We start from the raw sequence: 23,855 nt of genomic DNA on the forward strand, positions 1-23,855 counted from the left end.
TTACTTTCTGCTTTTAGCAAAAAAGTAAACAAGATCCTTTTTGTTACAACATATTTAAGAAACGATCTGATACAACACCTGTATCTTCAGGCGTACGGCAAATGATTAAGCAAGTATCATCACCACAAATGGTTCCAATAATTTCATCCCATTCTAAATGATCAATAAGTGCTCCGAGCGCGTGCGCGTTACCAGGTAATGTTTTTAGCACAAGCATATGTCCTGCTGTGTCTAACTTTACAAACGAATCGACGAGATTGCGCTTTAATTTTTGCAAGGGATTAAACCGTTGATCTGCTGGTAAGCTATATTTATAGCGACCATCATGTAATGGCACTTTTACTAAGTGCAACTCTTTAATGTCACGCGATACGGTTGCTTGCGTTACATTAAAACCTTCATTACGTAAAATATCAACTAGTTCATCTTGTGTTTCAATTTCTTTATTCGCTATAATTTCTCTGATTTTAATATGGCGCTGACCTTTATTCATACATTTGCACCTCACACTATCTCTTACCATAGTTTAAACATTAGTATACTTCACTTATTTATGTTAACTTATAATCGTTTACTTGTACATAATTGTTTTTACAATCATTATACAATTCCAACAAAAAGAGGAACAACAAACGTTATTCCTCTTTCCCTTTTTGTTTTAAGATCTCATGAGCTTCTGTTACAACTTGTTCTACAGAAACTAGAGAATGATTTGCACCACTCTCACGCTCACCATGCCATTTTAAATGAATTAAAAACTCAATATTTCCGTCTCCACCTGTAATCGGAGAGAATGTTAAGTTTTCAACATCATATCCTTCTTTAATCGCGAAATCAACAATCATTTCTACGACAGCTTCATGAACTTTACGATCGCGAACGATGCCCTTCTTCCCGACTTGCTCTCTGCCGGCTTCAAATTGCGGTTTAATTAAAGCCGCAACATCACCATTTGGAGTCAATATCGTTTTTAAGACCGGAAGAATTAATTTTAATGATATAAACGAAACGTCAATGCTAGCAAACTGCGGTAAGCCACGGTCTAAATCAGCCGGTGTTACATAACGAAAATTCGTTCGTTCCATAACAACAACGCGCTCATCTTGACGCAATTTCCAAGCAAGTTGATTGTATCCTACATCTAAAGCGTAAGATAACTTCGCACCATTTTGCAGCGCACAATCTGTAAAGCCACCAGTTGATGAACCAATGTCTAACATAGTTTTATCTTGTAAATCAAGGTGAAAAGTCTCTAATGCCTTCTCTAACTTATAACCGCCACGGCTCACATATGGCATAACTTGTCCTTTTACCGTAATCGGTGTATCTTGTGAAATTTTTTCCCCTGGCTTATCGAGTCTCATTTCATTTGCATATACAAGTCCCGCCATAACAGCGCGTTTTGCCTTTTCACGTGTTTCGATAAGTCCTCGTTCTACTAATAGTACATCTACTCTTTCTTTTTTTACACTCATTTGTTACGCCCTTTTTTGTTTTGATGGAATCATTGTATGAATACGATCTACAATAGCATCTGTCGTTAAACCAATTTCTTCTAACAGTTTTGTAACACTACCGTGTTCAATGAAATGATCCGGAATTCCCATTCGTTCAATTAAAGCACTGTGATATCCATGCTCAGTAGCGAATTCTACTACCCCTGTACCAAATCCACCGATTAAACAAGCTTCTTCAATTGTTAAAATCGGCATATTCTTACCTAAGATTTCATGTAAATATGTTTCATCCATAGGCTTAATAAAACGAGCATTCACGACTTTCACTGAAACTCCAGCTTTTTCGAGACGCTCCGCCGCTTCCATTGCCATCGGAATCGTTGTACCAAACGTTAAGATTGCAGCTTGCGTACCTTCTTTTAAAGTTTCCCATGTACCAATTGGAATCGTTTTGAGTGCTTCATCCATTTGAACTCCAAGTCCATTTCCACGCGGATAACGGAGTGCAATTGGACCATCTTCATATTGCATCGCCGTATAAACTAAATGCTGACCTTCATTTTCATCTTTCGGCATCATGAGTACCATATTCGGCAAGTGACGTAAAAACGCGATATCAAATACACCTTGATGCGTTTCACCATCTGCTCCAACTAGTCCCGCACGGTCAATTCCAATAAAGACATTTAAATTTTGACGGCATATATCATGAACAACTTGGTCATATGCACGTTGTAAAAACGTTGAGTAAATCGCTAAGAATGGCTTCATTCCTTGCGTTGCCATTCCAGCCGCCATCGTCGTTGCATGTTGCTCAGCAATCCCCACATCAATCATGCGATCTGGGAATTCTTTATGAAACTTTTCAAGCTTAGAACCTACTGGCATTGCTGGTGTAATCGCAACGATACGTTCATCAGTTCTTGCAAGCTTACGAACTGTCTCACTTACAACCGCACTCCATGCCGGTGCAACTTCTTTCGGCTTCACAAAATCACCAGATTCGATTTTATACGGCCCTGTTCCATGCCAAGTTCCAATCACATCACTCTCTGCTGGTTTATAGCCTTTTCCTTTTTTCGTAATTACATGAACAAGTACGGGTCCTTTCGTTTTCTTTGCATATTGAAGCGTTTCAAATAAGTTTTCATAACTATGTCCATCAACAGGACCTAAATATGTAAACCCTAACTCTTCAAAAAAGACACCTGATACAAGCAAATATTTTAAACTATCTTTTACTTTTTCTGCAGTTGCTGCAACTTTTCCGCCAACTGCTGGGATTTTCTTAAGTAAATACTCTAGTTCATCTTTCACCCACTGGTATTTTCCGGCAGTACGTAGGCGACCAAGAACATTATGAAGAGCACCAACATTCGGAGCAATCGACATTTCATTATCATTCAAGATAACAATCATATCTGTTTTCTCATGTCCAATATGGTTTAATGCTTCTAAAGCCATCCCACCAGTCAAAGCACCATCACCAATAATTGGTATAATGCACTCTTTCGTTTTCTTTAAATCGCGTGCTAAAGCCATTCCCATTGCAGCAGATAATGAAGTTGAACTATGACCTGTTTCCCATACATCATGCTCACTCTCACAGCGCTTTGGGAAACCACATAGGCCTTTATATTGTCTTAATGTGCCAAACTCTTTTGCACGCCCTGTTAAAATTTTATGTACATAGGATTGATGTCCTACATCCCATAAAAATTTATCTTTTGGACTATCAAATAATTTATGCAGAGCAATTGTGAGTTCTACTACACCTAAGTTAGGAGCAATATGTCCACCTGTTTGAGAGAGCTCTTCAATTAAAAACTTACGAATATCCTCACTCAATGCCTCTAGTTCACTGATAGACATATCTTTCAAAAAACTAGGGTTTTGAATTTGCGTTAGATCCACATGGATCACTCACTTTCGTTTCATAATCTGTCAACATGTCAAATACTATAAAAAATATTTGCACAACACAAGAAATTCTTCAATATCTTTTCTATTACGCTCTATTCTATCCTACTTGAACAGACAATCCGTCATCTTTCTCTATGTTCTTAGAAAGCAAAGTATGCCTTTCAGGTAAAAAACCGACATTTATCTTAGCTTCTCTATCTGATGAAAAAAGAGCCGCTAACACAAAGTGATAACGGCAACGTAATCTAGATATATTTTTGCCAATAACAAGAAAAGAAAAACCTTTTTCTACATTTATACCACAAAATGATAAATGACTCAACAAATGAAAACGCTCTTACATTAGTTATTACGCTTTGCGATTAAATCACAAATAGATAATAAATGCTCATCTTGTAATTGTAAAGATGCAATCGCATCTTTCGCTTTGACAATTGTTTCTTCTAAGATACATTTTGCCTCATCTATCGTAAATAACGTCGTATATGTACTTTTTTCATTGGAAGCATCACTACCAATCGGTTTTCCTATTTCTTCTTCTGTACCTTCTACATCTAAAATATCATCTCGAATCTGGAAAGCCAGACCAATATATTTCGCAAATGCAAGTAGTCTTTCCTCTTGCTCTGATGTTGCTCCTGCAAGTACAGCTCCTGCAAGCACGGCATATTCTAATAATCGCCCTGTTTTATGTTTATGAATATATTCTAATTCTCTAAGTGTGAGCTGCTTTCCTTCTGCTTCCATATCCGCTACTTGTCCAGCAACCATTCCTTCTGGTCCAGCTGCTTTTGCAAGTTCAAGAGCAAGTCTTAGCTTTGTTTCTGCAGAAACGTCTTGATGATTGTATGCTGTCACTGCTTGAAACGCATATGTCAACAAGCCATCTCCTGCTAAAACGGCCATCGCTTCACCAAACACTTTATGATTTGTTGGTTTTCCTCGTCTTAAATCATCATCATCCATACATGGTAAATCATCGTGAATTAATGAATACGTATGAATCATTTCGAGAGCACAAGCTGCTCCTATGCCTAGTTCTCTTTCTTTTTCAAACGCTTGCAACGTTGCAAATAAAAGTAACGGACGGAGACGTTTTCCGCCCGCTTCCAATGAGTATATCATCGCTTCGCGAAGTACATTTGGACATTGTAATTGATTTGCATAGCGTACAAGCTGCTCCTCAACGAAAGCTTTACTCTCTTTCACAAAAGCATCAAAAGCTACATATGCCACTATGCTTCATCTCCTACAGCAGTAAATGGTTTTAGTTCCCCATCCTCTCCAAGGATAACTGCCATTTGTTCTTGAACATCTTTCAATTTCTCATCACATAGCTTAGACAACTCCATGCCTTCTTTAAAGTATGAAATTGCCTCTTCTAAAGGAACATCGCCTTGTTCAAGCTTAGAAACAAGTTGTTCAAGCTGAGAAATCGCTTCTTCAAAACTTAATTTATTTTCCATTGTTCAATTCACGCTCCTCTATGCCCGATACGTTACAATCTAACACTCCATCTTGTAACTGTACGGAAACACCATCACCAAGGCTAACACCTTTCACGCTTTTTAACACTTGCTTTTTCTCGCTATATACAAGCCCATATCCTCTCATCATTACTTTAAGTGGACTAAGTGCTTCTAGTTGCTGAGCCGCCCTCATAAAGGAAAACTCTTTCGTTTGTAGTAATGTTTGCATTTCACGTTGCAATTGCTTTTGCAGGGTTTCTACCCTTGTCTTCGTTTGTAAAATCTGTTGAGATGGATGGTGCTTCTCCAAATAAAATGAGAGCCGTTTCAACTGATTTACCTTTTTCTCTATATAACGTTCTTTCGCGAAAATAAGCTGTTCAAGAGTACGATCTAACTGCTCTTCTTTTTGCTCGTACACTTGCTTTGGATAACGAAACGCATACGACTTTTGAAGTGTTTGCAGTTGTTCTTGCTTTTTATGTAACATCTCTCGCATTGCTCTTTGCATGCGAAGCGTTCGTTGTAATACTTTCTCTTGTAATTCAAGTATATTTGGTGCTGCAAGTTCTGCTGCTGCCGTTGGAGTTGGTGCACGTAAATCGGCTACAAAATCAGCAATTGTAAAGTCCGTTTCATGTCCAACAGCTGAGATAATTGGAATTTCACTTGTAAAAATCGCCCGTGCAACACTTTCTTCATTAAAGGCCCATAGCTCTTCAATAGAACCGCCCCCACGACCAACAATTAATACATCTATATCTTCCATCTCATTCGCTGTTTGAATCGCTTGTACAATTGAGGGAGCCGCAGACTCCCCTTGTACAAGTACCGGAAATACAATCACATTCCCAATTGGATAACGGCGTTTAATCGTCGTTATAATATCTCGAATCGCAGCTCCTGTTGGTGATGTAATGACACCAATTGTTTTCGCATAGGCAGGAATTGGCTGTTTATAAACTTGAGAAAACAGCCCTTCCTCCTCCAATCGAACTTTTAATTGCTCATAAGCTAAATGAAGATTTCCAATCCCATCAGGCTGCATATCTTGAATATAAATTTGATAGGAACCACTTGCTTCATAGACAGAGATTTTCCCTTTTACAAGTACCTTCATTCCATCTTCTGGTCTAAACTTTATATTACGATTATGCCCCGCAAACATAACCGCTGCTATCCTTGCATTTTCATCCTTTAATGTGAAATACATATGACCACGGCTATGATATTTAAAGTTTGAAATTTCTCCTTTTAACCAAACAGACTGCAGATGCGGGTCATACTCTATTTTTGTTTTTATATAGCGTGTTAATGCTGTAACGGTTAAATATTGCTTTTCCATCTCTCTCTCCTCATAGCCGATTCAAATTATTTACAAACAACCCCTGCTCGTTTTGCAGATTCAACTGTATTATGAAGGAGCATTGTAATTGTCATTGGACCGACTCCTTTTGGTACTGGTGTAATATAGCCTGCGATATCCAGTACATTATCAAAGTCAACATCACCGCATAGTTTTCCTGTTTCTAAACGATTGACACCAACATCAATTACAACTGCACCTTCTTTTATATAGTCAGCTGTTACCATTTTTGCTCGTCCAACAGCCACAATTAAAATATCAGCTAACTTTGATAATTCTTTTATATTTTTTGTTTTGGAGTGACAGTATGTTACAGTTGCATTTTCATTTAAAAATAGCTGTCCCACTGGTTTTCCAACAATATTACTTCTTCCAATTACAACAACATGTTTTCCTGAAATATCAAGATTTGTTTCTTTTACTAATTCCACAATACCATGCGGTGTACACGGAAGGAATGTATCTTGCCCTGTCATCATACGACCAACACTGATTGGATGGAATCCATCTACATCCTTTTCAGGTGAAATTCTTTCAATGATAGCTTTCTCTTCAATATGTTTCGGTAAAGGTAATTGTACTAATATTCCATTAATACGGTCATCCTCATTTAAGCGATCGATTTCAGCTAACAAACGCTCTTCTGTAATTGTATCTGGAAACTCAATTAACTCTGAATAAATCCCAACTTGTTCACAGCCCTTTTCTTTTCCTTTTACATAAGAACGAGATGCAGGATCTTCTCCAACTAAAATAACTGCTAATCCCGGTACAATCCCTTGCTCTTTCAACTTCACAACTTCTTCTTTTAATTGTGCTCGTTTTTTCTCCGCAACTTCATTTCCTTTGATGATTACTGCTACCATTTTAAATTTCCCCCTTAAAGAAATTAAAGTGTGTCTTTTATATTAGATAAAACGCCGTTTATAAAACGACGAGATTCCTCATCCCCAAATGTTTTTGCGATTTCAATTGCTTCGTTAATTGTTACATTGTGTGGAATTTCTTCCATGTACTTCATTTCATACACAGCTAAACGTAAAATACTGCGATCCACAATACTAATACGTTCTAATTTCCACTTCTTTAAATTTTGACGAATTGCTTCATCAATTGCTTCTTTATGTTCGACAAAACCAACAACAAGTGATTCTAAAAACTCATTTGTTTCTTCGCCTTCTTCTAGCGTATTTTCTACCGCTACTTTCGGCTCTAATTCTCCTGTAATATCCATTTGATATAATGCCTGCATGGCTCTTTCTCTAGCCGTCCTACGTTTCATTGTAACTCTCCTTTATGCTTCAAGTCTTTCCTTATGTTTTGTTATATTATTATAATTTATAAGCCGTCAATTTACTTACTCTTACAGTTTTCATTGATTTTCCAACCTTATAATACAATGATAATAACACAATTTATCGTTTCATACACGAGTTACAAGGCTGAAAAATAATAAAAAGATTAACTTCAAGTTCCATATCCTATCACAATGTACGTTTTTTGGAAAAACGCATCATTCCTTTTTTATATTCTTTATTTTTAAAATAGTATAATAATTAGAGGGTTTTGTGCATGAAGAGATGAAACGAGAAAAAAGGTGCCCATTTGACAAGGCACCTTCTCATTCTTATACTGGCTCGATTTCTGTTTTTTGCGTTTCGAATGTTACGCCAACGATGTGAACATTCACTTCTTTCGGTTCAAGACCCGTCATTGTAAAGAGTGCTTGGCGAATATTATCTTGAATTTTTTGTGCAACAACTGGGATGGCTACACCAAAATACATGACAACATAAACGTCAACGATAATATCATCGTTGACTAATTCAACCTTCACGCCTTTACCGTGATTTTTCTTTCCTAACTTTTCAACAACATCTGTAGCAAAGTTGCCACGCATTGCTGCTACACCATCTACTTCAGCGGCAGCGATGCCTGCAATTACCTCAATTACTTCTGGTGCAATTTCTACTTTTCCAAGGGTTGTATCTTGACCCATATCTAACATATGTTCAGCCATGAAAAAAACCTCCTTTAAATGTATCACTGCGTCACAAGTTCATGCTCTTCCAAAAATTTCGTATTAAATTCACCTTTTATAAAATCAGGATGATCTAGCAATTGTAAATGGAACGGGATTGTCGTATGTACGCCTTCAATGACAAATTCACTAAGCGCTCGCTTCATTTTTGCAATTGCTTCTTCACGTGTTTTCCCATGAACAATTAATTTTGCAATCATTGAATCATAAAAAGGTGGAATTGAATATCCAGGATAAACAGCTGAATCGACGCGAATACCAAATCCTCCTGGTGGTAAATACATTTCTACCTTACCTGGAGACGGCATAAAGTTTTTGGCAGGGTTTTCCGCATTAATTCGACATTCCATTGCCCAACCGTTAAATTGTACTTCTTCTTGCTGTAACGATAGCGTTTCTCCAGAAGCAACACGAATCTGTTCTTTAATTAAATCCACCCCTGTTACTAGCTCTGTAACCGGATGTTCTACTTGAATTCGCGTGTTCATTTCCATAAAGTAAAAACTTTTCGTTTTATATTCATAAATAAACTCAACCGTACCAGCACCTGTATAATCAACCGCTACCGCTGCTTTTACTGCCGCTTCACCCATTTGCTTACGAATGTTTTCATCCAGTGCAGGCGAAGGGCTTTCTTCTAATAGTTTTTGCAAACGGCGCTGAATTGTGCAATCACGCTCTCCTAAATGAATCGCATTGCCATGTGTATCTGCCATTATTTGAATCTCAACATGGCGGAAATCTTCAACGTACTTTTCTAAGTATACACCAGGGTTTCCAAAAGCGGTACTAGCTTCTTGCTGTGTAATTTGAATTCCTTTTACAAGCGCCTCTTCATCACGAGCAACACGAATTCCTTTTCCGCCACCACCCGCAGTTGCTTTAATAATGACCGGATATCCAATTTGATTTGCAAGTTCCATCGCTTCTTCTGTGTTCTTTATAATTCCTTGTGAACCTGGTACAATCGGAACCCCTGCTTCTTTCATTGTATCACGAGCAACGTCTTTTGTACCCATTTTTGAAATTGCTTCTGGGCTAGGACCAATAAAAATTAAATTACACTCACGGCACAGTTCTGCAAAATCTGCATTCTCCGCTAAAAATCCATACCCAGGATGAATTGCATCACACCCTGTCAACTTTGCAACGCTTATAATATTTGTCAAATTCAAATAACTTTCTTTCGATATTGTCGGCCCAACGCAATACGCCTCATCTGCGATTTGCACATGAAGTGATTCTTTATCCGCTTCTGAATAAATGGCTACTGTTTCAATATCCATCTCTTTACAAGCACGAATAATTCGTACAGCAATTTCCCCACGATTGGCTATTAATACTTTTTTTATCATCACAAAGACTCCCTTATTACGCTTTTACAAGAAATAGCGGTTGTCCATACTCAACAAGTTGTCCGTTGTTAACAAGAATTTCAACGATCTCTCCAGTTACTTCTGCCTCAATTTCATTAAAGAGCTTCATCGCTTCAACAATACAAACAACTTTACCTTCTGAAACACGATCACCAACGCTTACATATGCAGGTGTATCAGGCGAGGAAGAAGCATAGAATGTTCCAACCATTGGTGATGTAATTTTATGTAAATTCTCATCTTGAACAACTTTCTTCTCTTCCTGCTTTGGTGCTTCTACCTGCGCAGCTGCTACTGCCGTTTCCGTTTCTACCACTTGCGTTTGTAATGATTGTTTCGCTACTGGAGCTGCCTGAATTGCAACAACTTCATTACCACGCTTTTTCATTTTGATTGTCGTACCATCTTTTTTGTATTCAAATTCATCAATATTAGAGCTATCAATTAACTTAATTAATTCACGAACTTCTTGAATTTTAAACATGTAAAATCCACTCCCATACACTTGTTTGTTCCGCTCTTACAGATACTGAACATATAAAACAAACTATGTTGTCTGTAAAGATACGATTCATTCTACTAGAAAAATCATTCCTATTACATTTTCTAATAGAAACTTTTGCTACTCTCATCTTACGATAAATATTTTCAACATTCCAATTTATATTTCTTTACGATAAATCGAAATTCCTGTAAAAATATTATTTCACTAAAAAATTATCACCTAGTAATAATACCAAGTTTCACTCGAAATTGGCAAGACCACTTCAGAAAAAAACATATTTTTACCAAATATTATTTTTTATTTACAAGCCGTTCATCCTTCCTTCACATACGAATAGTATGTTCAAAGTAAAGTAAAATATCTTGTAGTGAGGTGCAGAAATATGATATGGCTTATCTTGTTCGTACCAGCTGTATTGATATGGCTCATCATTGTTTTCACTCATGTAAAATATGGAAAAGGCAATCAACATTACCACGAGCCGTTAATTTTTCACTCTCAGCGTATTTCTCCTTTCCCTATAGAAAACATTGCAACTACTCAAAAAGATGAAATAGAAAAGAGCTATCGAAAACGATAGCTCTTTTCTATTTCCCTCGCTGTTCGCGAGTAATAATCTCCCCAGCGTATCATAGCTTGCAATGCATATTTAAATTACTGGTAGATATATATTTTATTTTACTGGATCAAACTTGACGCCTACATCTTTAGATCCTGCCTCTGCGCGAACAAGTTGGATAATTTTATTTGCCTCTTTTTGAGAATGCTTCGTAGCTTTTACTGTCACTTTAATATCTGCTCCATCCGCTCTCACAAGCGCATCTTTGTAACTACCTTGTGATTTAATTACTGTTTCAAGCAATCCTTCCTTTGTTGCCATCTTATCAATTGCGTTTAATTGATCTTTCGCTTTACTTATCTCTTCAGCAGAAGATTTTGTTGATTTCATAACCTCTTGTAATTTTTCTTTCTCTGCACTGCGTTGATCTTCCATTTTCAAACGAAGTGCTGTAAAGTTTTCATCACTTGATTGAACAGTTATATTACCTTCTTTTTTGCCTGTTTCTTTTTTATTATCCTCTTTTTTCTCTGTTTCTTTACCCGATGTTTCTTTCGTTGTTTCTTTTGAAGTAGCTTCCTTATTCGATGTTTCTTTCGTTGTTTCTTTCGTTACTTCTTTTTCAACACCTTGCTTTTCTTGTCCAACCTTTTCACCTGCTGTTGGTGTTACAGTATTCATTTTATCAGGTGTTGTGACATAGTATACAGATAACACAACTACTAAACTTAGCATTGTTAATAACCAAACTGTTTGTTTTTTCAACACTTTAGTTCCTCCCTAACCCTTTTTTGGTAGTATTGCTACGCGGTGAGATGGTACATCAAGCATACGCGTCACCGCTTCTTTCACCATTGCTTTTATTTGTATATTATCCACTCCTTTTGCTACGACAAGAACGCCTCGTACTTTCGGTTTCTCTGTTCGCAATACAATCGGAGTTTCTTTATCACCTTCACGTATAATCACTGTTTTTTCATCTGTTGATTCATCTTCAACCTGCCTTTTGCCTCCTGTTTTATCTGTTTCACCTGTTGTTTGTGATCGCTTTACAATATTTTTTTCAAGTATTTTTTCTTCAGATGAATCCAAATTCACTTCAATAGACACATCTTTAACCCCTGTTATATCTTCTAATGCCGCTTTCAATTCTTGTTCATACGCTTTTTCGTATTTTTCTACAGCTGACATATTACCACTACTTTTTTGTCCAAAGGTCGGCACATCTTTTTCGCTATCTTGATTTGTCTTTTCTTTAAACACAGGTACTTCTTCTTTTTTGGGCCCAAAGAAATTACTAGAAAACATAAGCAACATTCCAAGTATGAGTAGGACAAGCAAAAACTTTGGTGTTACCTTTCTCCCCTTCTCCTTATCGTCTTTTTCGTCCCCTTTCAATAAGTTGCGAAAAAATGAGAATCTCGATTTTTTATCTTTATTGTCATCTTTATTGTCCATTTACTCTACCTGTCCCCCTTCCATTTGAACTTGGATTTGTTTATCCTCTAGCTGCCACCTGCTTGAAAAGAACTCTTTCATTTCTACATTTGTTTCTTGTGAAGTTTTTCGTGGTTCGTTCGTATCAATTTCAATTGGCTTTACTGTTTCAATTGCAGCATTTTTCTTCGCTTCAGTTTCTTTTAATGTCACAATAACAGATTGAATATCTTTTGCCGTTTTTACTTCTTCCTTAGTTTCTGCTGCGATTACTTTTATTTCAGACACTGTCACGCCATACTTTTTCTCAAATTCTTTTCCAGCTTCTTTTTTCATTTTGACAGCCATCTCTTCTAAACTATATGCACGTGTGAGGGCTTGTATTTCTTTTTTCTTCTCATCAATTGAATTTTTTATTGATCCGTCCGCTACGTATTTTTCTTGATTAAAATTCGCGATTACTTCATCTACATCTGTTTGTAACAACTTAAATAGCGGCGTCAAGATTAAAACGACTAACAATAAGCTCACGACAAATTTGACATACTTTTGTAAATTCGAGTTAGGAAGGATCAGATGTAGCATCGTCGCTAAGAGCAAAAATACGATAATATTCCGAATCCACTCTGTCACAAATTGCATACCTGTCACCTCCTATCGCATCATGAGGGTAATGTTCCCTGCAGCAATAATGATGGTAATACTTAAAAAGAACATAAAGGATACGATAGCTAAGCAAGCAAATACATAAATGATACTTCGTCCTATAATATCTAAGCATTTAATAATAGCTCCTCCGCCAACTGGCTGTAGTACTGCCGCTGCGAATTTATAAATAAACGCGATACAAAAAATTTGAATCGCAGGAAAAGCAACGATTAAACATAAGATAACAAGCCCGATAATCCCAACCGTATTCTTTAACAACCCAGAGGCACTAATAACAGTATCCGCCGCTTCTGTAAACATCCGACCTACCACAGGAATAAAGTTTCCTGTTACAAACTTCGCTGTTTTAACAGCTATACCATCAGCAACTGCTGTTGCTGTTCCTTGCACAGATAATACGCCTAGAAAAACGGTTAGAAAGATACCAATGATCCCAACACTTACATTTTGCAGGAGCTTGGACAATTTCGTAACTTTATATTGATCGCTCATTGTACTTACAATGCTTAAGATGGTCGCTAGCAATAAGAGCGGAAGTACAATATAGTTCATGAGCATCCCACTTGTATTCATTAAAAAAATGATAATCGGATGGAAGAATGATACCGATACGACCCCGCCCCCTGTCGCTATGAGCGCTAAGAGAATAGGAAGTAGAGCTAATATGAAATCTACCATCGTTTGAATTGTTTCTCGTGCATACGTCATTACGACATAAAAACTATTTAAAGCAAAAATAATTAGCACCATGTATACAACCGCATCTGCAATTTTACTAACGCTACTCTTTGAAAAAGCTGATTGTAAGGACTGTAATAGCGCGCTAAAAATCGTGAGCATAATGAGCGTTCCGAGTAACTTTCCATTTGCAACAAGCTCATGAAATAAATATTTTAATAACCCCATCATCCATTCTTTTATGGAAAATTCCTTTTCACCCTTTACAAATTCCATAAAACTTCCTTTTTGACTTTCTGGTAAATAACCTCCATATTTTGTGACAAGCCCGTCCCAAAACTGCTTCACATCTTCAATTCCTAGTTTATCCAATTGCTGATCCACGACGTTTTGTTCTACAGGAGAAGCTTGTACAACAATTGGTAAAGAAAAGAAAAGGAAGCAAGCAAACAGCAGCTTAATTCCAAACCTTCGCAACATTCACTCCTCCTTATCCCGTAGGTAAAAAGCCGAGAATTGTTTCAATAACAACCGTTAAAATAGGAATCGCCATAACAAGAATTAAAATTTTTCCCGCTAATTCAATTTTTGAAGCAATCGCACCTTGACCAGCATCTTTTGTAATCTGCGCTCCAAACTCGGCAATGTACGCAATTCCAATGATTTTCAGCAGTGTCTCTACATAGACATTGCTCACTTTTGCCTCACTTGCAACTCTCTCAATCATTCTCAAAATGGAATGAATTTGATCGATTAGTAGCAGGAACATTACACTCGCAACAAACACAATAAATAAAGAAGTAATGCTAGATTTATGTTGATTTAGCACAGCTGCTAAAAATGTCGCAACGAGGCCCAATCCGACAATTTGCAAGATCTCGATTCGAACCGCCCCCTTTACTGGAAGAGAAAGACACTTTTAATCTTGTCAAACAAAGTATTAATCAAAAATGCAACATGAAATAAAATAACGACAAAACCGACAAGAATCACCCAGTTTGCAATATCCTCCCGCTTCAACTCTTTTAGTACTGTATGAATGAAAGCTAAAACAATGCCGATTCCGGCGATTTGAAATATTAATCCAACATCGATGGACATCGCCTTTCTCCCCCCTATAGCAGTAAAATTACGATAAGTAGTCCTGCTAATACACCCAAACTCTTTATCATCTTTTCATATTGAAATTGCAGCGCTTTCGCTTCACCCTCTTCTCTTTCTAAATGCGTAATACATAAGCGAATATGCTTTTGCTGCGATTCACGGTCATGCTGCCCTAATGTTTCACCAAATTGTTGTAAAATCTCATATTCAGTTTGTTTAAATGCAGTGAGTTTCCAATTTTCTTGTAAACTATTGAGCCAAGCTTCTCTAACTGTCTGCTCACCACTCTCTAATCGCTTTGAAAAACTTTGAAATATCCAGTTTAACGGCTTCGGCATTTGTTTCACTAAGCGCTCTGCTGCTTCTGATAAAGGTGTATGTCCATACATAATCTCAGCTTCTAGCGATTGCAGCGCTGCTTTTAAAAGCCTAAGTTGACGCGGGCGTTCACTATACCTTTTCGCGTACGAAAAGCCAAAGAAAGTAGTCACCGCTACAATTAACACCGCACCAAATATTTTCACCATACACTTTGAGCCTTTCCTTGCCTTTGAACAGGCTTACCATCTCCATCTTTCACTTGAATAACGGTTCCAGGTCCCTTTGCTTTTGATAGTTCAATAAAGCGATCAAACACACCAAGTTCCATCACAGCCTTTAAAGATGGCCTTTTCATTACATCATCAAAAGAAAAACCGTGAGCACTTATAAAAAGTTGAACACCTGCATGGACTGCCTCCATAATGGCTTCGCTATCTTCCATACGTCCAATCTCATCCACTATTAATATATCTGGGCTCATAGAACGAATCATCATCATCATTCCTTCTGCTTTTGGACACGCATCTAGCACATCAACGCGGGGGCCAAACTCATATTGCGGAATCCCTTTTACACATCCAGCAATTTCTGAGCGTTCATCAACAATTCCCACTTTGCAAGAAGGAATTTTATGAGAACGAACTCCTTGACTCATACAACGTGCCACATCCCTGAGAAGTGTTGTTTTCCCTGTTTGCGGTGGACCGATTACCATCGTGTTTAACCAACGTGAGTCAAACAAATGAGATAGGAGCGGCTCAGCTATCCCAATTTTTTGACGAGCAATCCGAATATTAAATGATGACACATCCCGGATCATTTTCACTTCACTTTTCTCGGTAATTACTTTTCCAGCTAAGCCAATTCTATGGCCACCGCGCAAAGTTACGTACCCGCGCTTTAACTCTTCTTCCATCGTATAAATCGAATATTGACTGAGCTTATTTAATAAATAGATGGCATCCTCTGCTGTAACGACATAGTCATAAAAGATCACTTCTCCGTGCGCAATACATTCAAGCGGTCTTCCGATCCGAACCCGAATTTCTTCTAACGCGCTATATTGTTCACAGCCTTCAACGAACTGTTTCATATGCTTTGGTAAAACTTCTAATACTTCTTTCATAAGCTTCTCCCCACTATAATTGACTTACTATTTCAGCACCGCAATAAAAATACAGCCAATTCCAAGAGTTAGAAAAAAAAGTTTCAGAAAGGAAATTTCATTTGCAACGCTCGCAATACCAATCGTCATCGTTAGAATCAATACAGTCGGTCCAACAAATGCCAGCATACCGTTTATAAACAATGCTTTTTTTGCATCATTCACATAAAGCATAAGCAAAGCGGCGAATATTTCCGCGCTACCTGAAAATAACCGAAGCAACCCCATAATAAGCACAGATGTCTCCATTGCCGCTAGCCACTGTTTCATTTTCCCACCTTCTCTCCTTACCAATTACTTTTCAAGTAACTTCTTAGACTTACTGAGTAAGTCGTACTCCAAAAAGCATATATTTGTACAACCATATGCAGAGGTTGTCTATTTCAGAAGTAAAAACATAATTTTTCGCATCACTTATCATAAAAATCTGAATATTCTTATCACTACATGTTATACTTAGTGTACGAAAGTTTTTTGCGAAGCACGTCACATTATTACCACTCTATTTACAATATGCTGACATCATTTTTACACTTTCTAGCGATCCACATGTAAGAAACGCTCTCGGAATAAAAGTCCCCTTGTGTATTACATGTTATATCTCGTGAGAATTTTTTAATTGGATGGGATTAAAGAATTAGGAGGTTTTGTAGTGAAAGCAATGAAATTTATTATTACAATTACATTAGAATTAATTGGAATTTATCTTTTTTCCAAACTGGTTAGTTGGTCATTTATGGAGGCGTTTTTTCTAGGGAGTTTAGCGATATTCGGTGTTATTTGGTTGCTTACGTTAAATATCAATCTTAATGCGAATATGGATCACACTATATACAAAACAGGGATAGTAAAACCATTCCAATTCATTTGGAGTCCTTACATAATGGGAACAATCAGTCTTATAGCTATCAGTCTTATTACAAGCATCATTTATTATCTACCGTATTTCATATAAAAAAGCACTCGTGATGATCACGAGTGCTTTTTCTAACTATGCACGAGAAACGTATTTACCTTCACCTGTGTTGATGATAAGCATTTCACCTTCGTTAATGAAGATTGGTACTTGTACAACAAGTCCAGTTTCTAATGTAGCTGGTTTTGTTACGTTAGAAGCTGTGTCACCTTTAATACCTGGCTCTGTTTCAACAACTTTTAACTCTACAGTATTTGGAAGTTCAACTCCAAGTACTTCGCCTTGGTATGTCATAATAGCTACTTCCATGTTTTCTTTTAAGAATTTTAGCTCACGCTCGATTTGAGCTTCACCAAGTTCGATTTGTTCATAAGTTCCATTATCCATGAATACGTGAGACTCACCGCTCGCGTATAAGTATTGCATACGACGGTTTTCGATATGTGCTTTTTCTACTTTTTCACCAGCACGGAATGTTTTTTCTTGAACAGAACCTGTGCGAAGGTTACGTAGTTTAGAGCGAACGAACGCAGCACCTTTACCTGGCTTTACGTGTTGGAAATCGATAACTTGCCAAAGGGCATTGTCCACCGCAATTGTTAAACCTGTACGAAAATCATTTACTGAAATCATGCAAAAAATCCTCCTGTGTATTACAAAATAATAAGTTCTTTTGGAGACTTCGTGATTACTTCATTACCTTCACTTGTTACAATAATATCGTCCTCAATACGTACACCGCCAACACCTGGAATATAAATACCCGGTTCTACTGTCACAGCCATACCTGGCTCAAGTATCGTTTCAGAGCGGAACGCTAAACCTGGTGCTTCATGAATCTCAAGACCCACTCCATGACCAGTAGAATGTCCGAAATATTCACCGTATCCTTTTTCTGTTATGTAGTCACGTGTTAGTGCATCAGCTTCACGACCAGTTAAACCAGCTTTAATGCCGTTCACACCACGAAGTTGCGCTTCTAAAACGACATTATAAATTTCTTTTAATTTATCAGATGGTTCACCAACTGCAATCGTACGCGTAATATCAGAGCAATATCCTTTATAATAAGCACCGAAGTCTAATGTTACGAAATCTCCCTTTTCTATCACTTTTTCAGATGCCACACCATGCGGCAATGCTGAACGAAGTCCTGAAGCAACGATAATATCAAACGAAGAAGATGTTGCTCCTTGTTTTCTCATGAAAAATTCAAGTTCATTTGACACTTCAATTTCAGATACGCCTGGGCGAATGAATGATAGGATATGTTCAAAGGCAGCATCTGCAATCTGTGCAGCTTCCTTTAATATCTTAATCTCTGAATCCGTCTTAATCAAGCGTAACTTTTCTACAAGCCCAGAAGTTGGAACAAATTCTGCTTCAACTGCTTCTTTATGTTCTGTATAAGAGCTATATGTAAGCGTATCTTGCTCAAAGCCAAGCTTTTGGATCCCCAAGTTTTTCACTTGTTTCGCAACTTCATCAAGAATTGGCCCTGTATGTTGTACAATTTCATAACCAACAGCTTGCTTACCAGCTTGCTCTACATAGCGGAAATCTGTAATAAATAGAGCACGGTCATTAGAAATAAGCACAACACCAGCTGTCCCTGTAAAGTTCGTCATATATCTACGGCTATATTCATTTGTTAATAAAATACCATCAATACCAGCTTCACCAAATGCACTTCTTAACTTCGTGATCTTTTCCATCAGTTTATGCCTCCCTATGTTTCTCCAATAATGCAAATAACGCTAACTTATAACCATAAAAACCAAATCCAACAATCTGTCCTGCACTGGCCGCTGCCGTTACAGATTCATGACGAAACGATTCACGCTGATGAATGTTGGAAATATGTACTTCAATAACTGGAATCGAGATACTCGCAATTGCATCTCGAATCGCATAGCTATAATGCGTAAATGCTCCTGGATTTAGAATGATTCCTTCATATATGTCATCAGCCTCATGAATGATGTCAATAAGAGCACCTTCATGATTTGATTGAAAACATTCTAACTCCACTCCCAATTTCTCTGCTTCTTGCTTCATCTCTGTTTCAAGTGTCGCTAACGTTCCTTTCCCATATACATTTACCTCTCGAACACCAAGGCGGTTTAGATTAGGACCGTTAACGAGGAGTAATTTCTTCATACTTATAAACTCCTTAATATAAAAATGTCTATACGACATTTTAACACAGGAGTCACTTATTTGAATAGTTCGTCTACTCTATCCCTTCCCCTTGATTCACATTGTTCGCTTCAAACGAAACAGAATATGTGATAAATACACCATATAAAATAAAAATACATATCGTTGTGACAATTGTTTCTTTCGGGAAATGAAGTGCATTTTTAATAACAGGCGCAATAGAACCAAGCCCGAAAAATAAAAGACTCCACCAAAAAAGGCCATACAATATTCCAGGTAGTATCCCTTCAAACCTTTTGAAAAGAACCTTATAAAGAAATGCCACTAAAATAGAAAGAAGTCCCATACAGACAATACCTAGTACATTTCCCCAAACTCCCTCTTTCCACGCTCCAAACGCAAATGGTAAAAGTAAATAGTTCGGTCCGGCTTCTGTAAATGAAAAAATATGAAGAAAATACCATATACTTCCCCAAAAAACACCACCAAATAAGCCAATCTGTACAAATTTCTTTGTTATTGATTGTTCTTGCTTCACATCAACACCTCCGCTTATTAGTATGTCCGAAACTATTTTGAAGCATGTTTAAATCATGCGAAATTTGTCTATAAAAAGAATAAGAAATGTCCAGCTTCCGTAACATTTTTCCTTGTCAGCAGCTTGTGTTTGTCGATAAAATAAAGGAAACTCGGTGATTGTCAAATCTCACAATGACAGAACCAAGTGTGACAATTGCCTCTTTTCTACATAAGAGAGAAACAAATACAGGTTGGTGTTAACATGGCAGAGGAGACAAAACAAATATACGGTGGGCAAGCGGTCATAGAAGGAGTTATGTTTGGTGGTAGAGAATATACTGTTACAGCGGTTCGTCGTAAAGATAAATCAATCGAATTTTATCGATTACCACGCGTACGTAATACAGTATTATCTGTGCTAAAGAAAATTCCATTTCTACGTGGTATCGCCGCTATTGTTGATGCAAGTGCTAATGGAGCGAAACATTTAAACTTTGCTTCGGAACGATTTGACGTTCATCCTGAAGACGATGAACAGCTTGCAAACAAAAAAGAAGAACAATCAAAATTAACGATGATATTAGGAGTAGCCGCAGTCGGAGTCTTATCGTTCATATTCGGCAAAGTTATTTTCACAGCAGTTCCTGCACTTTTAGCAGAACTGACAAGGCCCATTTTCCCATCTCACACTGGGCAAATTGTTGTCGAAAGCATTATTAAGCTCATCCTTTTACTGAGCTATATATATATTGTGTCACTAACTCCGCTCATTAAGCGTGTATTTCAATATCACGGTGCGGAGCATAAAGTCATCAACGCTTACGAAAACAACCTTCCGCTGACAGTAGCAAATGTACAAAAACAAACTCGTCTCCATTATCGTTGCGGTAGTAGTTTTATTATATTTACAGTCATTATCGGAATGTTTGTCTACTTTCTTGTTCCAACTGACCCCCTTTGGGTCAGAGTGGTAAATCGAATTTTATTAATCCCAGTGGTTCTAGGTATTTCTTTTGAAGTCTTGCAATTTACAAATCGATTACGAGATATTCCGGTCTTGCGTATATTAGGATATCCAGGATTATGGCTTCAACTATTAACAACAAAAGAACCAGAAGATGATCAAGTTGAAGTTGCAATTGCATCTTTTGAAGAATTATTACGTTTAGAAAGAAAATAACAATAATTTTTTAAAAATGGTACTCAACTCCTTCCCTTGTCGCTAATATACTAATTTTAATATATGTTATTTAGGAGGTGTTCCCTATGAACGGTCGTTCGTTTACGTTCGCTTTAGTCATGCTTATTATTGGGTTAGCAATATTTGGTCTCGTTTCATCTGCAATTACAGATCCATACGGAATGGTCAAAAACATTGTCATCATGTTACTCGTTGTTGGTGTCTTTTATTTATTATATAAAATGTTTACAAGCTCCAGCGGTTCCGCCAATTCGCAAAACTCTTATAAGCGTGCTGCGAAACAATCGAACCGAAAATACGGAAAACAAAATGTAGCACCCCTAAGCAATTCTTTAGTAAAACGAAATGCTTCTGATGACAAAGTTAAGAAAGGCAATTCACCAGTGTTAAAAAGAAAGCGAAAACAATCTCATTTAACTGTGATTGAAGGTAAAAAAAATAAAAAGAAAGACCGTGCTTCCTTTTAGGAAATGCGGTCTTTCTTTTTATTCATTCTCTCTCACATATTGAAGTACTTCTGTTAAACTCTTTTCTTTCATACTACCTAAGCGAAGATGGTAATTTTCAAACTGTAAAGCTTTTGTAACCTCATTAGGAACAACGACACATTTTAACCCTGCTGCAATCGCTGCTTTCAATCCATTTACTGAATCCTCAAATACAACAACCTCTGAAGAATCAATTTCCAGTTCTTCAATAGCTGCCTTATACAGCGCTGGATCTGGTTTTACTTTCTCAACATCTTCTTTCGTTTTAATAACTTCAAAATACTCCCGAATCCCTAAATCTTCTAAAAACCCAACAACCCATTCTCTTGAAGAACTAGAAGCTAAACCAATTTTCACTCCAAGACTTTTTGCTTCTTCTAAGTATTCTTTCACACCATCACGAGTTGCTGGTATTTTCATTTTCTCTTGATGTAAAGCTGAAACTTTTTCTTTTATCAATCTCTTATTAAATTGCTCTTTCAACTGTTGTTCAATATATGTATAAAGCACTTCATCCGTTGTTCCAATACATTTTGCAAACTCTTCTAGAGGTAAATCTCCACCATATTCGCGAATTACTTCCTGAAAAGATTGGAACCAAATTGTCTCTGTATCTACAATTAATCCATCAAAATCGAAAATAATTGCTTTCATTCCTATCCCACCTTTTACAAAACGATTTTTCACATTTCTATACATTCAATTTAAAGAAAGGAATTTCCTTTTCTAAACAAAAAAGGAAACGCCGCTCGTTCCCTTTACTTTCCCTGCTCTTCATTTGCTTTTTGAACACCGCGAAGCGTTTCAATTCGAAGCTCATCTTGCTCAAAATATTGTACTAAATCACCAATGCGGTCAATAGCTTCCCAACTTAAATGATGTTCAATTCCTTCTACATCATTATAAATCTTACTTTCATCCACACCAATGATACGCATAAATTGTTCTAGTAACTCATGACGATATACAAGACGCTCCCCGATTTTTTTCCCTTTTGATGTTAATACAAGCCCTCTATATTTTTCATAAATTAGATACTCGTCTTTATCTAACTTTTGTACCATTTTTGTTACAGAGGATGGATGTACACTAAGCGCTTCAGCAATATCAGATACGCGGGCATATCCCTTTTCATCAATCAACAAATAAATTTGTTCAATATAATCTTCCATACTAGGGGTAGGCATCGGTTTCCTCCATCCAATTTCATTTTGTGTTTTCCGCACTAAGCAATCAATAAAATGATACACCAGAAAGGATATCATGACAAGGGTGGAAACAAGCCTAAAAATACGAAATAATAAAGAATCTGCAAATTACTTACAGATTCCCCTATGTGAAATATTGAATTTCAGCATCCGGAAAATATTCGTGAATATATTCTCGTATTGTTTCTTCTAACCTTACTGCATCATCTTTCTGATATACATATTTTCCGATGCCATATCGTCCCCATTTATATTTTCTTTTCTCTTCATCCATTTCAAGTTTTGTATTGGGATAACGTTGTTGTATTACCTTTTTCGCCGGTTTAGTAAAGCGATGTTGAATCAATTCGAATGATAAATTGGGCAGGGTTAAATCTTTTAATGCATCAGACAGTCGTTCAAATAATTCACGATACCCCTCTTCCCAACCTTCATGCATATAAATTGGAGCAACAATAAAACCAAGTGGATAATTTGCTCCTGCTACTTTACGAGCTGCTTCAATTCGATCCTCAAATGCTGAGGTACCTGGTTCAAAGTTTTTTATGACATAACGAGAATTAACACTGAAGCGAAAACGCGTTTTCCCATTATGCTTTGCATCTAATAAATGGTCAACATGAGAATATTTTGTCACGAAACGTAGACGACCATATTCACCCTTTCCAATAAATTCAATTGCCTTCTTTAAAGCATGCGTTAAATGATCGATTCCTACGATATCCGATGTGCACGCTGCTTCAAACCGTGTTATATCTGGCGCTCGTTCGTCCATATATTGCTGCGCTCTCTCAAAAATCTCATCTAAATTTACATATACCCGGACATATGGTTTACTACCAAGTGTCGTTTGCAAATAACAATAATGACAATGCCCCATGCAACCCGTTGCCAGTGGAATTGCATATTCAGCCGATGGTTTAGATGTATCAAACTTCAACGTCCGTCTTATACCAACAACAAGTGTCGTTTTCGCATTACGATATTTTTGCAAATCATTCTCTCCAGGTAAATCACGAATTTGATTATGTGATGTTGTTTCTCGAATTTCTAGACCCATCTTTGTAAACTTTTCATACAACTCTTTTCCAAGTGGATATTCCAGTGCTCCTGGTTCAAAATAAACAAGCTTTGGCATAAATGGCTTCATTCAAGTTCCCTCCCTACTTTTAGTATGAGCAGACAATCAATAACAACGCTGTTTAAAGTTTTCCACTCCAGTAGATTGCTAAACAAGTTACTGGAGTGTTATAATTTCGATAACAGCTACCTTGCACAACAAGTTACCTGAAT

General features: G+C 37.1%; 31 protein-coding genes and 2 pseudogenes. 5 read left to right on the forward strand and 28 right to left on the reverse strand.

Annotated features, from left to right (window positions below; translation table 11 throughout):
• Nucleotides 1-43: 43 nt before the first annotated feature.
• From argR to accB, 12 genes are all read right to left on the reverse strand, one after another.
• The gene (gene argR / locus AAIE21_RS03560) at nucleotides 44-493 is read right to left on the reverse strand and encodes an arginine repressor ArgR (RefSeq protein ID WP_001032579.1); all 450 of its coding nucleotides are present in this window, start codon (nucleotides 491-493) and stop codon (nucleotides 44-46) included.
• Between the two features lie 142 nt (nucleotides 494-635).
• Entirely contained in the window at nucleotides 636-1,475 is an 840-nt protein-coding gene (locus AAIE21_RS03565; RefSeq protein ID WP_343265495.1) for a TlyA family RNA methyltransferase, read from the reverse strand.
• A 3-nt stretch (nucleotides 1,476-1,478) separates the two neighbouring features.
• A complete protein-coding gene (gene dxs / locus AAIE21_RS03570) occupies nucleotides 1,479-3,371 on the reverse strand; it encodes a 1-deoxy-D-xylulose-5-phosphate synthase (RefSeq protein WP_343265496.1) in 1,893 nt (630 codons plus the stop codon).
• Between the two features lie 106 nt (nucleotides 3,372-3,477).
• Nucleotides 3,478-3,705: a hypothetical protein gene (locus tag AAIE21_RS03575; RefSeq protein ID WP_343265497.1), complete on the reverse strand. Its 228-nt coding sequence runs from the start codon at nucleotides 3,703-3,705 to the stop codon at nucleotides 3,478-3,480.
• A gap of 17 nt (nucleotides 3,706-3,722) precedes the next feature.
• Nucleotides 3,723-4,616: a polyprenyl synthetase family protein gene (locus tag AAIE21_RS03580; RefSeq protein ID WP_343265498.1), complete on the reverse strand. Its 894-nt coding sequence runs from the start codon at nucleotides 4,614-4,616 to the stop codon at nucleotides 3,723-3,725.
• Nucleotides 4,616-4,846, reverse strand: coding sequence for an exodeoxyribonuclease VII small subunit (gene xseB, locus AAIE21_RS03585; protein ID WP_241814725.1), 231 nt, complete (start codon nucleotides 4,844-4,846; stop codon nucleotides 4,616-4,618). The genes AAIE21_RS03580 and xseB overlap by 1 nt, the downstream gene beginning before the upstream one ends.
• Entirely contained in the window at nucleotides 4,836-6,194 is a 1,359-nt protein-coding gene (gene xseA / locus AAIE21_RS03590) for an exodeoxyribonuclease VII large subunit (RefSeq protein WP_343265499.1), read from the reverse strand. Before xseA ends, xseB begins: the two co-directional genes overlap by 11 nt.
• A 26-nt stretch (nucleotides 6,195-6,220) precedes the next feature.
• Complete coding sequence (gene folD, locus AAIE21_RS03595) at nucleotides 6,221-7,081, reverse strand: bifunctional methylenetetrahydrofolate dehydrogenase/methenyltetrahydrofolate cyclohydrolase FolD (RefSeq protein ID WP_343265500.1); 861 nt, start codon at nucleotides 7,079-7,081, stop codon at nucleotides 6,221-6,223.
• Nucleotides 7,082-7,104: 23 nt separating this feature from the next.
• Nucleotides 7,105-7,497 carry a N utilization substance protein NusB gene (nusB, locus tag AAIE21_RS03600; protein WP_026589988.1) on the reverse strand — a complete coding sequence of 131 codons (393 nt, stop codon included), beginning with the start codon at nucleotides 7,495-7,497 and terminating at the stop codon, nucleotides 7,105-7,107.
• Nucleotides 7,498-7,842: 345 nt separating this feature from the next.
• Nucleotides 7,843-8,235: an Asp23/Gls24 family envelope stress response protein gene (locus tag AAIE21_RS03605; protein ID WP_017150885.1), complete on the reverse strand. Its 393-nt coding sequence runs from the start codon at nucleotides 8,233-8,235 to the stop codon at nucleotides 7,843-7,845.
• A gap of 23 nt (nucleotides 8,236-8,258) precedes the next feature.
• Complete coding sequence (accC, locus tag AAIE21_RS03610) at nucleotides 8,259-9,611, reverse strand: acetyl-CoA carboxylase biotin carboxylase subunit (RefSeq protein WP_343265501.1); 1,353 nt, start codon at nucleotides 9,609-9,611, stop codon at nucleotides 8,259-8,261.
• A 16-nt stretch (nucleotides 9,612-9,627) separates the two neighbouring features.
• Nucleotides 9,628-10,116 (reverse strand): acetyl-CoA carboxylase biotin carboxyl carrier protein, encoded by a 489-nt coding sequence (gene accB, locus AAIE21_RS03615; protein ID WP_343265502.1) that lies wholly within the window; start codon nucleotides 10,114-10,116, stop codon nucleotides 9,628-9,630.
• A gap of 403 nt (nucleotides 10,117-10,519) precedes the next feature.
• Between accB and AAIE21_RS03620 the strand changes: the two genes are divergently transcribed.
• Nucleotides 10,520-10,717: a DNA recombination protein RecO gene (locus AAIE21_RS03620; RefSeq protein ID WP_343265503.1), complete on the forward strand. Its 198-nt coding sequence runs from the start codon at nucleotides 10,520-10,522 to the stop codon at nucleotides 10,715-10,717.
• 93 nt (nucleotides 10,718-10,810) lie between these two features.
• On the opposite strand, the gene AAIE21_RS03625 is transcribed toward AAIE21_RS03620, so the two are convergent.
• From AAIE21_RS03625 to AAIE21_RS03665, 9 genes and pseudogenes are all read right to left on the reverse strand, one after another.
• On the reverse strand, nucleotides 10,811-11,464 hold the full coding sequence (locus tag AAIE21_RS03625) for a SpoIIIAH-like family protein (protein WP_343265504.1): 654 nt from the start codon (nucleotides 11,462-11,464) through the stop codon (nucleotides 10,811-10,813).
• A gap of 12 nt (nucleotides 11,465-11,476) precedes the next feature.
• The gene (gene spoIIIAG / locus AAIE21_RS03630; protein ID WP_343265505.1) at nucleotides 11,477-12,154 is read right to left on the reverse strand and encodes a stage III sporulation protein AG; all 678 of its coding nucleotides are present in this window, start codon (nucleotides 12,152-12,154) and stop codon (nucleotides 11,477-11,479) included.
• A pseudogene (gene spoIIIAF / locus AAIE21_RS03635) lies at nucleotides 12,144-12,775 on the reverse strand (stage III sporulation protein AF). The gene spoIIIAG and the pseudogene spoIIIAF overlap by 11 nt, the downstream one beginning before the upstream one ends.
• 12 nt (nucleotides 12,776-12,787) lie before the next feature.
• Nucleotides 12,788-13,960: a stage III sporulation protein AE gene (gene spoIIIAE, locus AAIE21_RS03640; RefSeq protein ID WP_343265506.1), complete on the reverse strand. Its 1,173-nt coding sequence runs from the start codon at nucleotides 13,958-13,960 to the stop codon at nucleotides 12,788-12,790.
• A gap of 10 nt (nucleotides 13,961-13,970) precedes the next feature.
• Nucleotides 13,971-14,354: a stage III sporulation protein AD gene (gene spoIIIAD / locus AAIE21_RS03645; protein WP_001167588.1), complete on the reverse strand. Its 384-nt coding sequence runs from the start codon at nucleotides 14,352-14,354 to the stop codon at nucleotides 13,971-13,973.
• Nucleotides 14,355-14,377: 23 nt separating this feature from the next.
• Nucleotides 14,378-14,581, reverse strand: coding sequence for a stage III sporulation protein AC (gene spoIIIAC / locus AAIE21_RS03650; protein WP_000020914.1), 204 nt, complete (start codon nucleotides 14,579-14,581; stop codon nucleotides 14,378-14,380).
• Between the two features lie 14 nt (nucleotides 14,582-14,595).
• A complete protein-coding gene (gene spoIIIAB, locus AAIE21_RS03655; RefSeq protein ID WP_343265507.1) occupies nucleotides 14,596-15,111 on the reverse strand; it encodes a stage III sporulation protein SpoIIIAB in 516 nt (171 codons plus the stop codon).
• Complete coding sequence (gene spoIIIAA / locus AAIE21_RS03660) at nucleotides 15,105-16,031, reverse strand: stage III sporulation protein AA (RefSeq protein WP_343265508.1); 927 nt, start codon at nucleotides 16,029-16,031, stop codon at nucleotides 15,105-15,107. The genes spoIIIAB and spoIIIAA overlap by 7 nt, the downstream gene beginning before the upstream one ends.
• 27 nt (nucleotides 16,032-16,058) lie before the next feature.
• Entirely contained in the window at nucleotides 16,059-16,340 is a 282-nt protein-coding gene (locus tag AAIE21_RS03665) for a YqhV family protein (RefSeq protein ID WP_336450052.1), read from the reverse strand.
• Nucleotides 16,341-16,522: 182 nt separating this feature from the next.
• On the opposite strand from AAIE21_RS03665, the pseudogene AAIE21_RS03670 reads away from it, so the two are divergent.
• Both AAIE21_RS03670 and AAIE21_RS03675 read left to right on the forward strand, forming a co-directional pair.
• Nucleotides 16,523-16,648: pseudogene (locus AAIE21_RS03670) on the forward strand (GNAT family N-acetyltransferase); the annotation flags it as partial.
• 74 nt (nucleotides 16,649-16,722) lie between these two features.
• Nucleotides 16,723-17,025, forward strand: a complete 303-nt coding sequence (locus AAIE21_RS03675; RefSeq protein WP_343265509.1) for a hypothetical protein — start codon at nucleotides 16,723-16,725, stop codon at nucleotides 17,023-17,025.
• A gap of 36 nt (nucleotides 17,026-17,061) precedes the next feature.
• Here the strand turns inward: AAIE21_RS03675 and efp are convergent, their stop codons facing one another.
• From efp to AAIE21_RS03695, 4 genes are all read right to left on the reverse strand, one after another.
• Nucleotides 17,062-17,619, reverse strand: a complete 558-nt coding sequence (gene efp / locus AAIE21_RS03680; RefSeq protein WP_343265510.1) for an elongation factor P — start codon at nucleotides 17,617-17,619, stop codon at nucleotides 17,062-17,064.
• Between the two features lie 20 nt (nucleotides 17,620-17,639).
• A complete protein-coding gene (pepQ, locus tag AAIE21_RS03685; RefSeq protein ID WP_343265511.1) occupies nucleotides 17,640-18,701 on the reverse strand; it encodes a Xaa-Pro dipeptidase in 1,062 nt (353 codons plus the stop codon).
• Between the two features lie 4 nt (nucleotides 18,702-18,705).
• Nucleotides 18,706-19,146, reverse strand: coding sequence for a type II 3-dehydroquinate dehydratase (gene aroQ / locus AAIE21_RS03690; RefSeq protein ID WP_343265512.1), 441 nt, complete (start codon nucleotides 19,144-19,146; stop codon nucleotides 18,706-18,708).
• A 73-nt stretch (nucleotides 19,147-19,219) separates the two neighbouring features.
• The gene (locus tag AAIE21_RS03695) at nucleotides 19,220-19,684 is read right to left on the reverse strand and encodes a YqhR family membrane protein (protein WP_343265513.1); all 465 of its coding nucleotides are present in this window, start codon (nucleotides 19,682-19,684) and stop codon (nucleotides 19,220-19,222) included.
• A 243-nt stretch (nucleotides 19,685-19,927) separates the two neighbouring features.
• Between AAIE21_RS03695 and AAIE21_RS03700 the strand changes: the two genes are divergently transcribed.
• Nucleotides 19,928-20,845 (forward strand): DUF1385 domain-containing protein, encoded by a 918-nt coding sequence (locus tag AAIE21_RS03700; RefSeq protein ID WP_343265514.1) that lies wholly within the window; start codon nucleotides 19,928-19,930, stop codon nucleotides 20,843-20,845.
• Between the two features lie 86 nt (nucleotides 20,846-20,931).
• On the forward strand, nucleotides 20,932-21,333 hold the full coding sequence (locus tag AAIE21_RS03705; protein WP_343265515.1) for an SA1362 family protein: 402 nt from the start codon (nucleotides 20,932-20,934) through the stop codon (nucleotides 21,331-21,333).
• Nucleotides 21,334-21,351: 18 nt separating this feature from the next.
• Here AAIE21_RS03705 and AAIE21_RS03710 read toward each other — a convergent pair whose 3' ends face one another.
• The 3 genes from AAIE21_RS03710 to splB all read right to left on the reverse strand — a co-directional run bounded on the left by AAIE21_RS03710 (nucleotide 21,352) and on the right by splB (nucleotide 23,712).
• Nucleotides 21,352-22,008, reverse strand: a complete 657-nt coding sequence (locus tag AAIE21_RS03710; protein ID WP_343265516.1) for an HAD family hydrolase — start codon at nucleotides 22,006-22,008, stop codon at nucleotides 21,352-21,354.
• 104 nt (nucleotides 22,009-22,112) lie between these two features.
• On the reverse strand, nucleotides 22,113-22,541 hold the full coding sequence (mntR, locus tag AAIE21_RS03715) for a transcriptional regulator MntR (protein WP_016116280.1): 429 nt from the start codon (nucleotides 22,539-22,541) through the stop codon (nucleotides 22,113-22,115).
• Nucleotides 22,542-22,686: 145 nt separating this feature from the next.
• Nucleotides 22,687-23,712: a spore photoproduct lyase gene (gene splB, locus AAIE21_RS03720; protein WP_343265517.1), complete on the reverse strand. Its 1,026-nt coding sequence runs from the start codon at nucleotides 23,710-23,712 to the stop codon at nucleotides 22,687-22,689.
• Between the last annotated feature and the right edge of the window lie 143 nt (nucleotides 23,713-23,855).

The organism is Paenibacillus sp. 102, assembly GCF_039549175.1.
Lineage (GTDB): Bacteria > Bacillota > Bacilli > Bacillales > Bacillaceae_G > Bacillus_A.

Excerpts from the sequence above, each read along its gene's own strand:
- xseB (WP_241814725.1), bottom strand. The coding sequence starts at position 4,846 with ATGGAAAATAAATTAAGTTTTGAAGAAGCGATTTCTCAGCTTGAACAA.
- folD (WP_343265500.1), bottom strand. The coding sequence starts at position 7,081 with ATGGTAGCAGTAATCATCAAAGGAAATGAAGTTGCGGAGAAAAAACGA.
- spoIIIAE (WP_343265506.1), bottom strand. The coding sequence starts at position 13,960 with ATGTTGCGAAGGTTTGGAATTAAGCTGCTGTTTGCTTGCTTCCTTTTC.
- AAIE21_RS03565 (WP_343265495.1), bottom strand. The coding sequence starts at position 1,475 with ATGAGTGTAAAAAAAGAAAGAGTAGATGTACTATTAGTAGAACGAGGA.
- AAIE21_RS03665 (WP_336450052.1), bottom strand. The coding sequence starts at position 16,340 with ATGAAACAGTGGCTAGCGGCAATGGAGACATCTGTGCTTATTATGGGG.
- spoIIIAA (WP_343265508.1), bottom strand. The coding sequence starts at position 16,031 with ATGAAAGAAGTATTAGAAGTTTTACCAAAGCATATGAAACAGTTCGTT.
- aroQ (WP_343265512.1), bottom strand. The coding sequence starts at position 19,146 with ATGAAGAAATTACTCCTCGTTAACGGTCCTAATCTAAACCGCCTTGGT.
- pepQ (WP_343265511.1), bottom strand. The coding sequence starts at position 18,701 with ATGGAAAAGATCACGAAGTTAAGAAGTGCATTTGGTGAAGCTGGTATT.
- AAIE21_RS03620 (WP_343265503.1), top strand. The coding sequence starts at position 10,520 with ATGATATGGCTTATCTTGTTCGTACCAGCTGTATTGATATGGCTCATC.
- accB (WP_343265502.1), bottom strand. The coding sequence starts at position 10,116 with ATGTTTAAAATTCAAGAAGTTCGTGAATTAATTAAGTTAATTGATAGC.
- spoIIIAC (WP_000020914.1), bottom strand. The coding sequence starts at position 14,581 with ATGTCCATCGATGTTGGATTAATATTTCAAATCGCCGGAATCGGCATT.
- spoIIIAB (WP_343265507.1), bottom strand. The coding sequence starts at position 15,111 with ATGGTGAAAATATTTGGTGCGGTGTTAATTGTAGCGGTGACTACTTTC.
- argR (WP_001032579.1), bottom strand. The coding sequence starts at position 493 with ATGAATAAAGGTCAGCGCCATATTAAAATCAGAGAAATTATAGCGAAT.
- AAIE21_RS03705 (WP_343265515.1), top strand. The coding sequence starts at position 20,932 with ATGAACGGTCGTTCGTTTACGTTCGCTTTAGTCATGCTTATTATTGGG.
- spoIIIAG (WP_343265505.1), bottom strand. The coding sequence starts at position 12,154 with ATGGACAATAAAGATGACAATAAAGATAAAAAATCGAGATTCTCATTT.
- AAIE21_RS03710 (WP_343265516.1), bottom strand. The coding sequence starts at position 22,008 with ATGAAAGCAATTATTTTCGATTTTGATGGATTAATTGTAGATACAGAG.
- efp (WP_343265510.1), bottom strand. The coding sequence starts at position 17,619 with ATGATTTCAGTAAATGATTTTCGTACAGGTTTAACAATTGCGGTGGAC.
- AAIE21_RS03605 (WP_017150885.1), bottom strand. The coding sequence starts at position 8,235 with ATGGCTGAACATATGTTAGATATGGGTCAAGATACAACCCTTGGAAAA.
- AAIE21_RS03700 (WP_343265514.1), top strand. The coding sequence starts at position 19,928 with ATGGCAGAGGAGACAAAACAAATATACGGTGGGCAAGCGGTCATAGAA.
- splB (WP_343265517.1), bottom strand. The coding sequence starts at position 23,712 with ATGAAGCCATTTATGCCAAAGCTTGTTTATTTTGAACCAGGAGCACTG.
- nusB (WP_026589988.1), bottom strand. The coding sequence starts at position 7,497 with ATGAAACGTAGGACGGCTAGAGAAAGAGCCATGCAGGCATTATATCAA.
- xseA (WP_343265499.1), bottom strand. The coding sequence starts at position 6,194 with ATGGAAAAGCAATATTTAACCGTTACAGCATTAACACGCTATATAAAA.
- accC (WP_343265501.1), bottom strand. The coding sequence starts at position 9,611 with ATGATAAAAAAAGTATTAATAGCCAATCGTGGGGAAATTGCTGTACGA.
- mntR (WP_016116280.1), bottom strand. The coding sequence starts at position 22,541 with ATGCCTACCCCTAGTATGGAAGATTATATTGAACAAATTTATTTGTTG.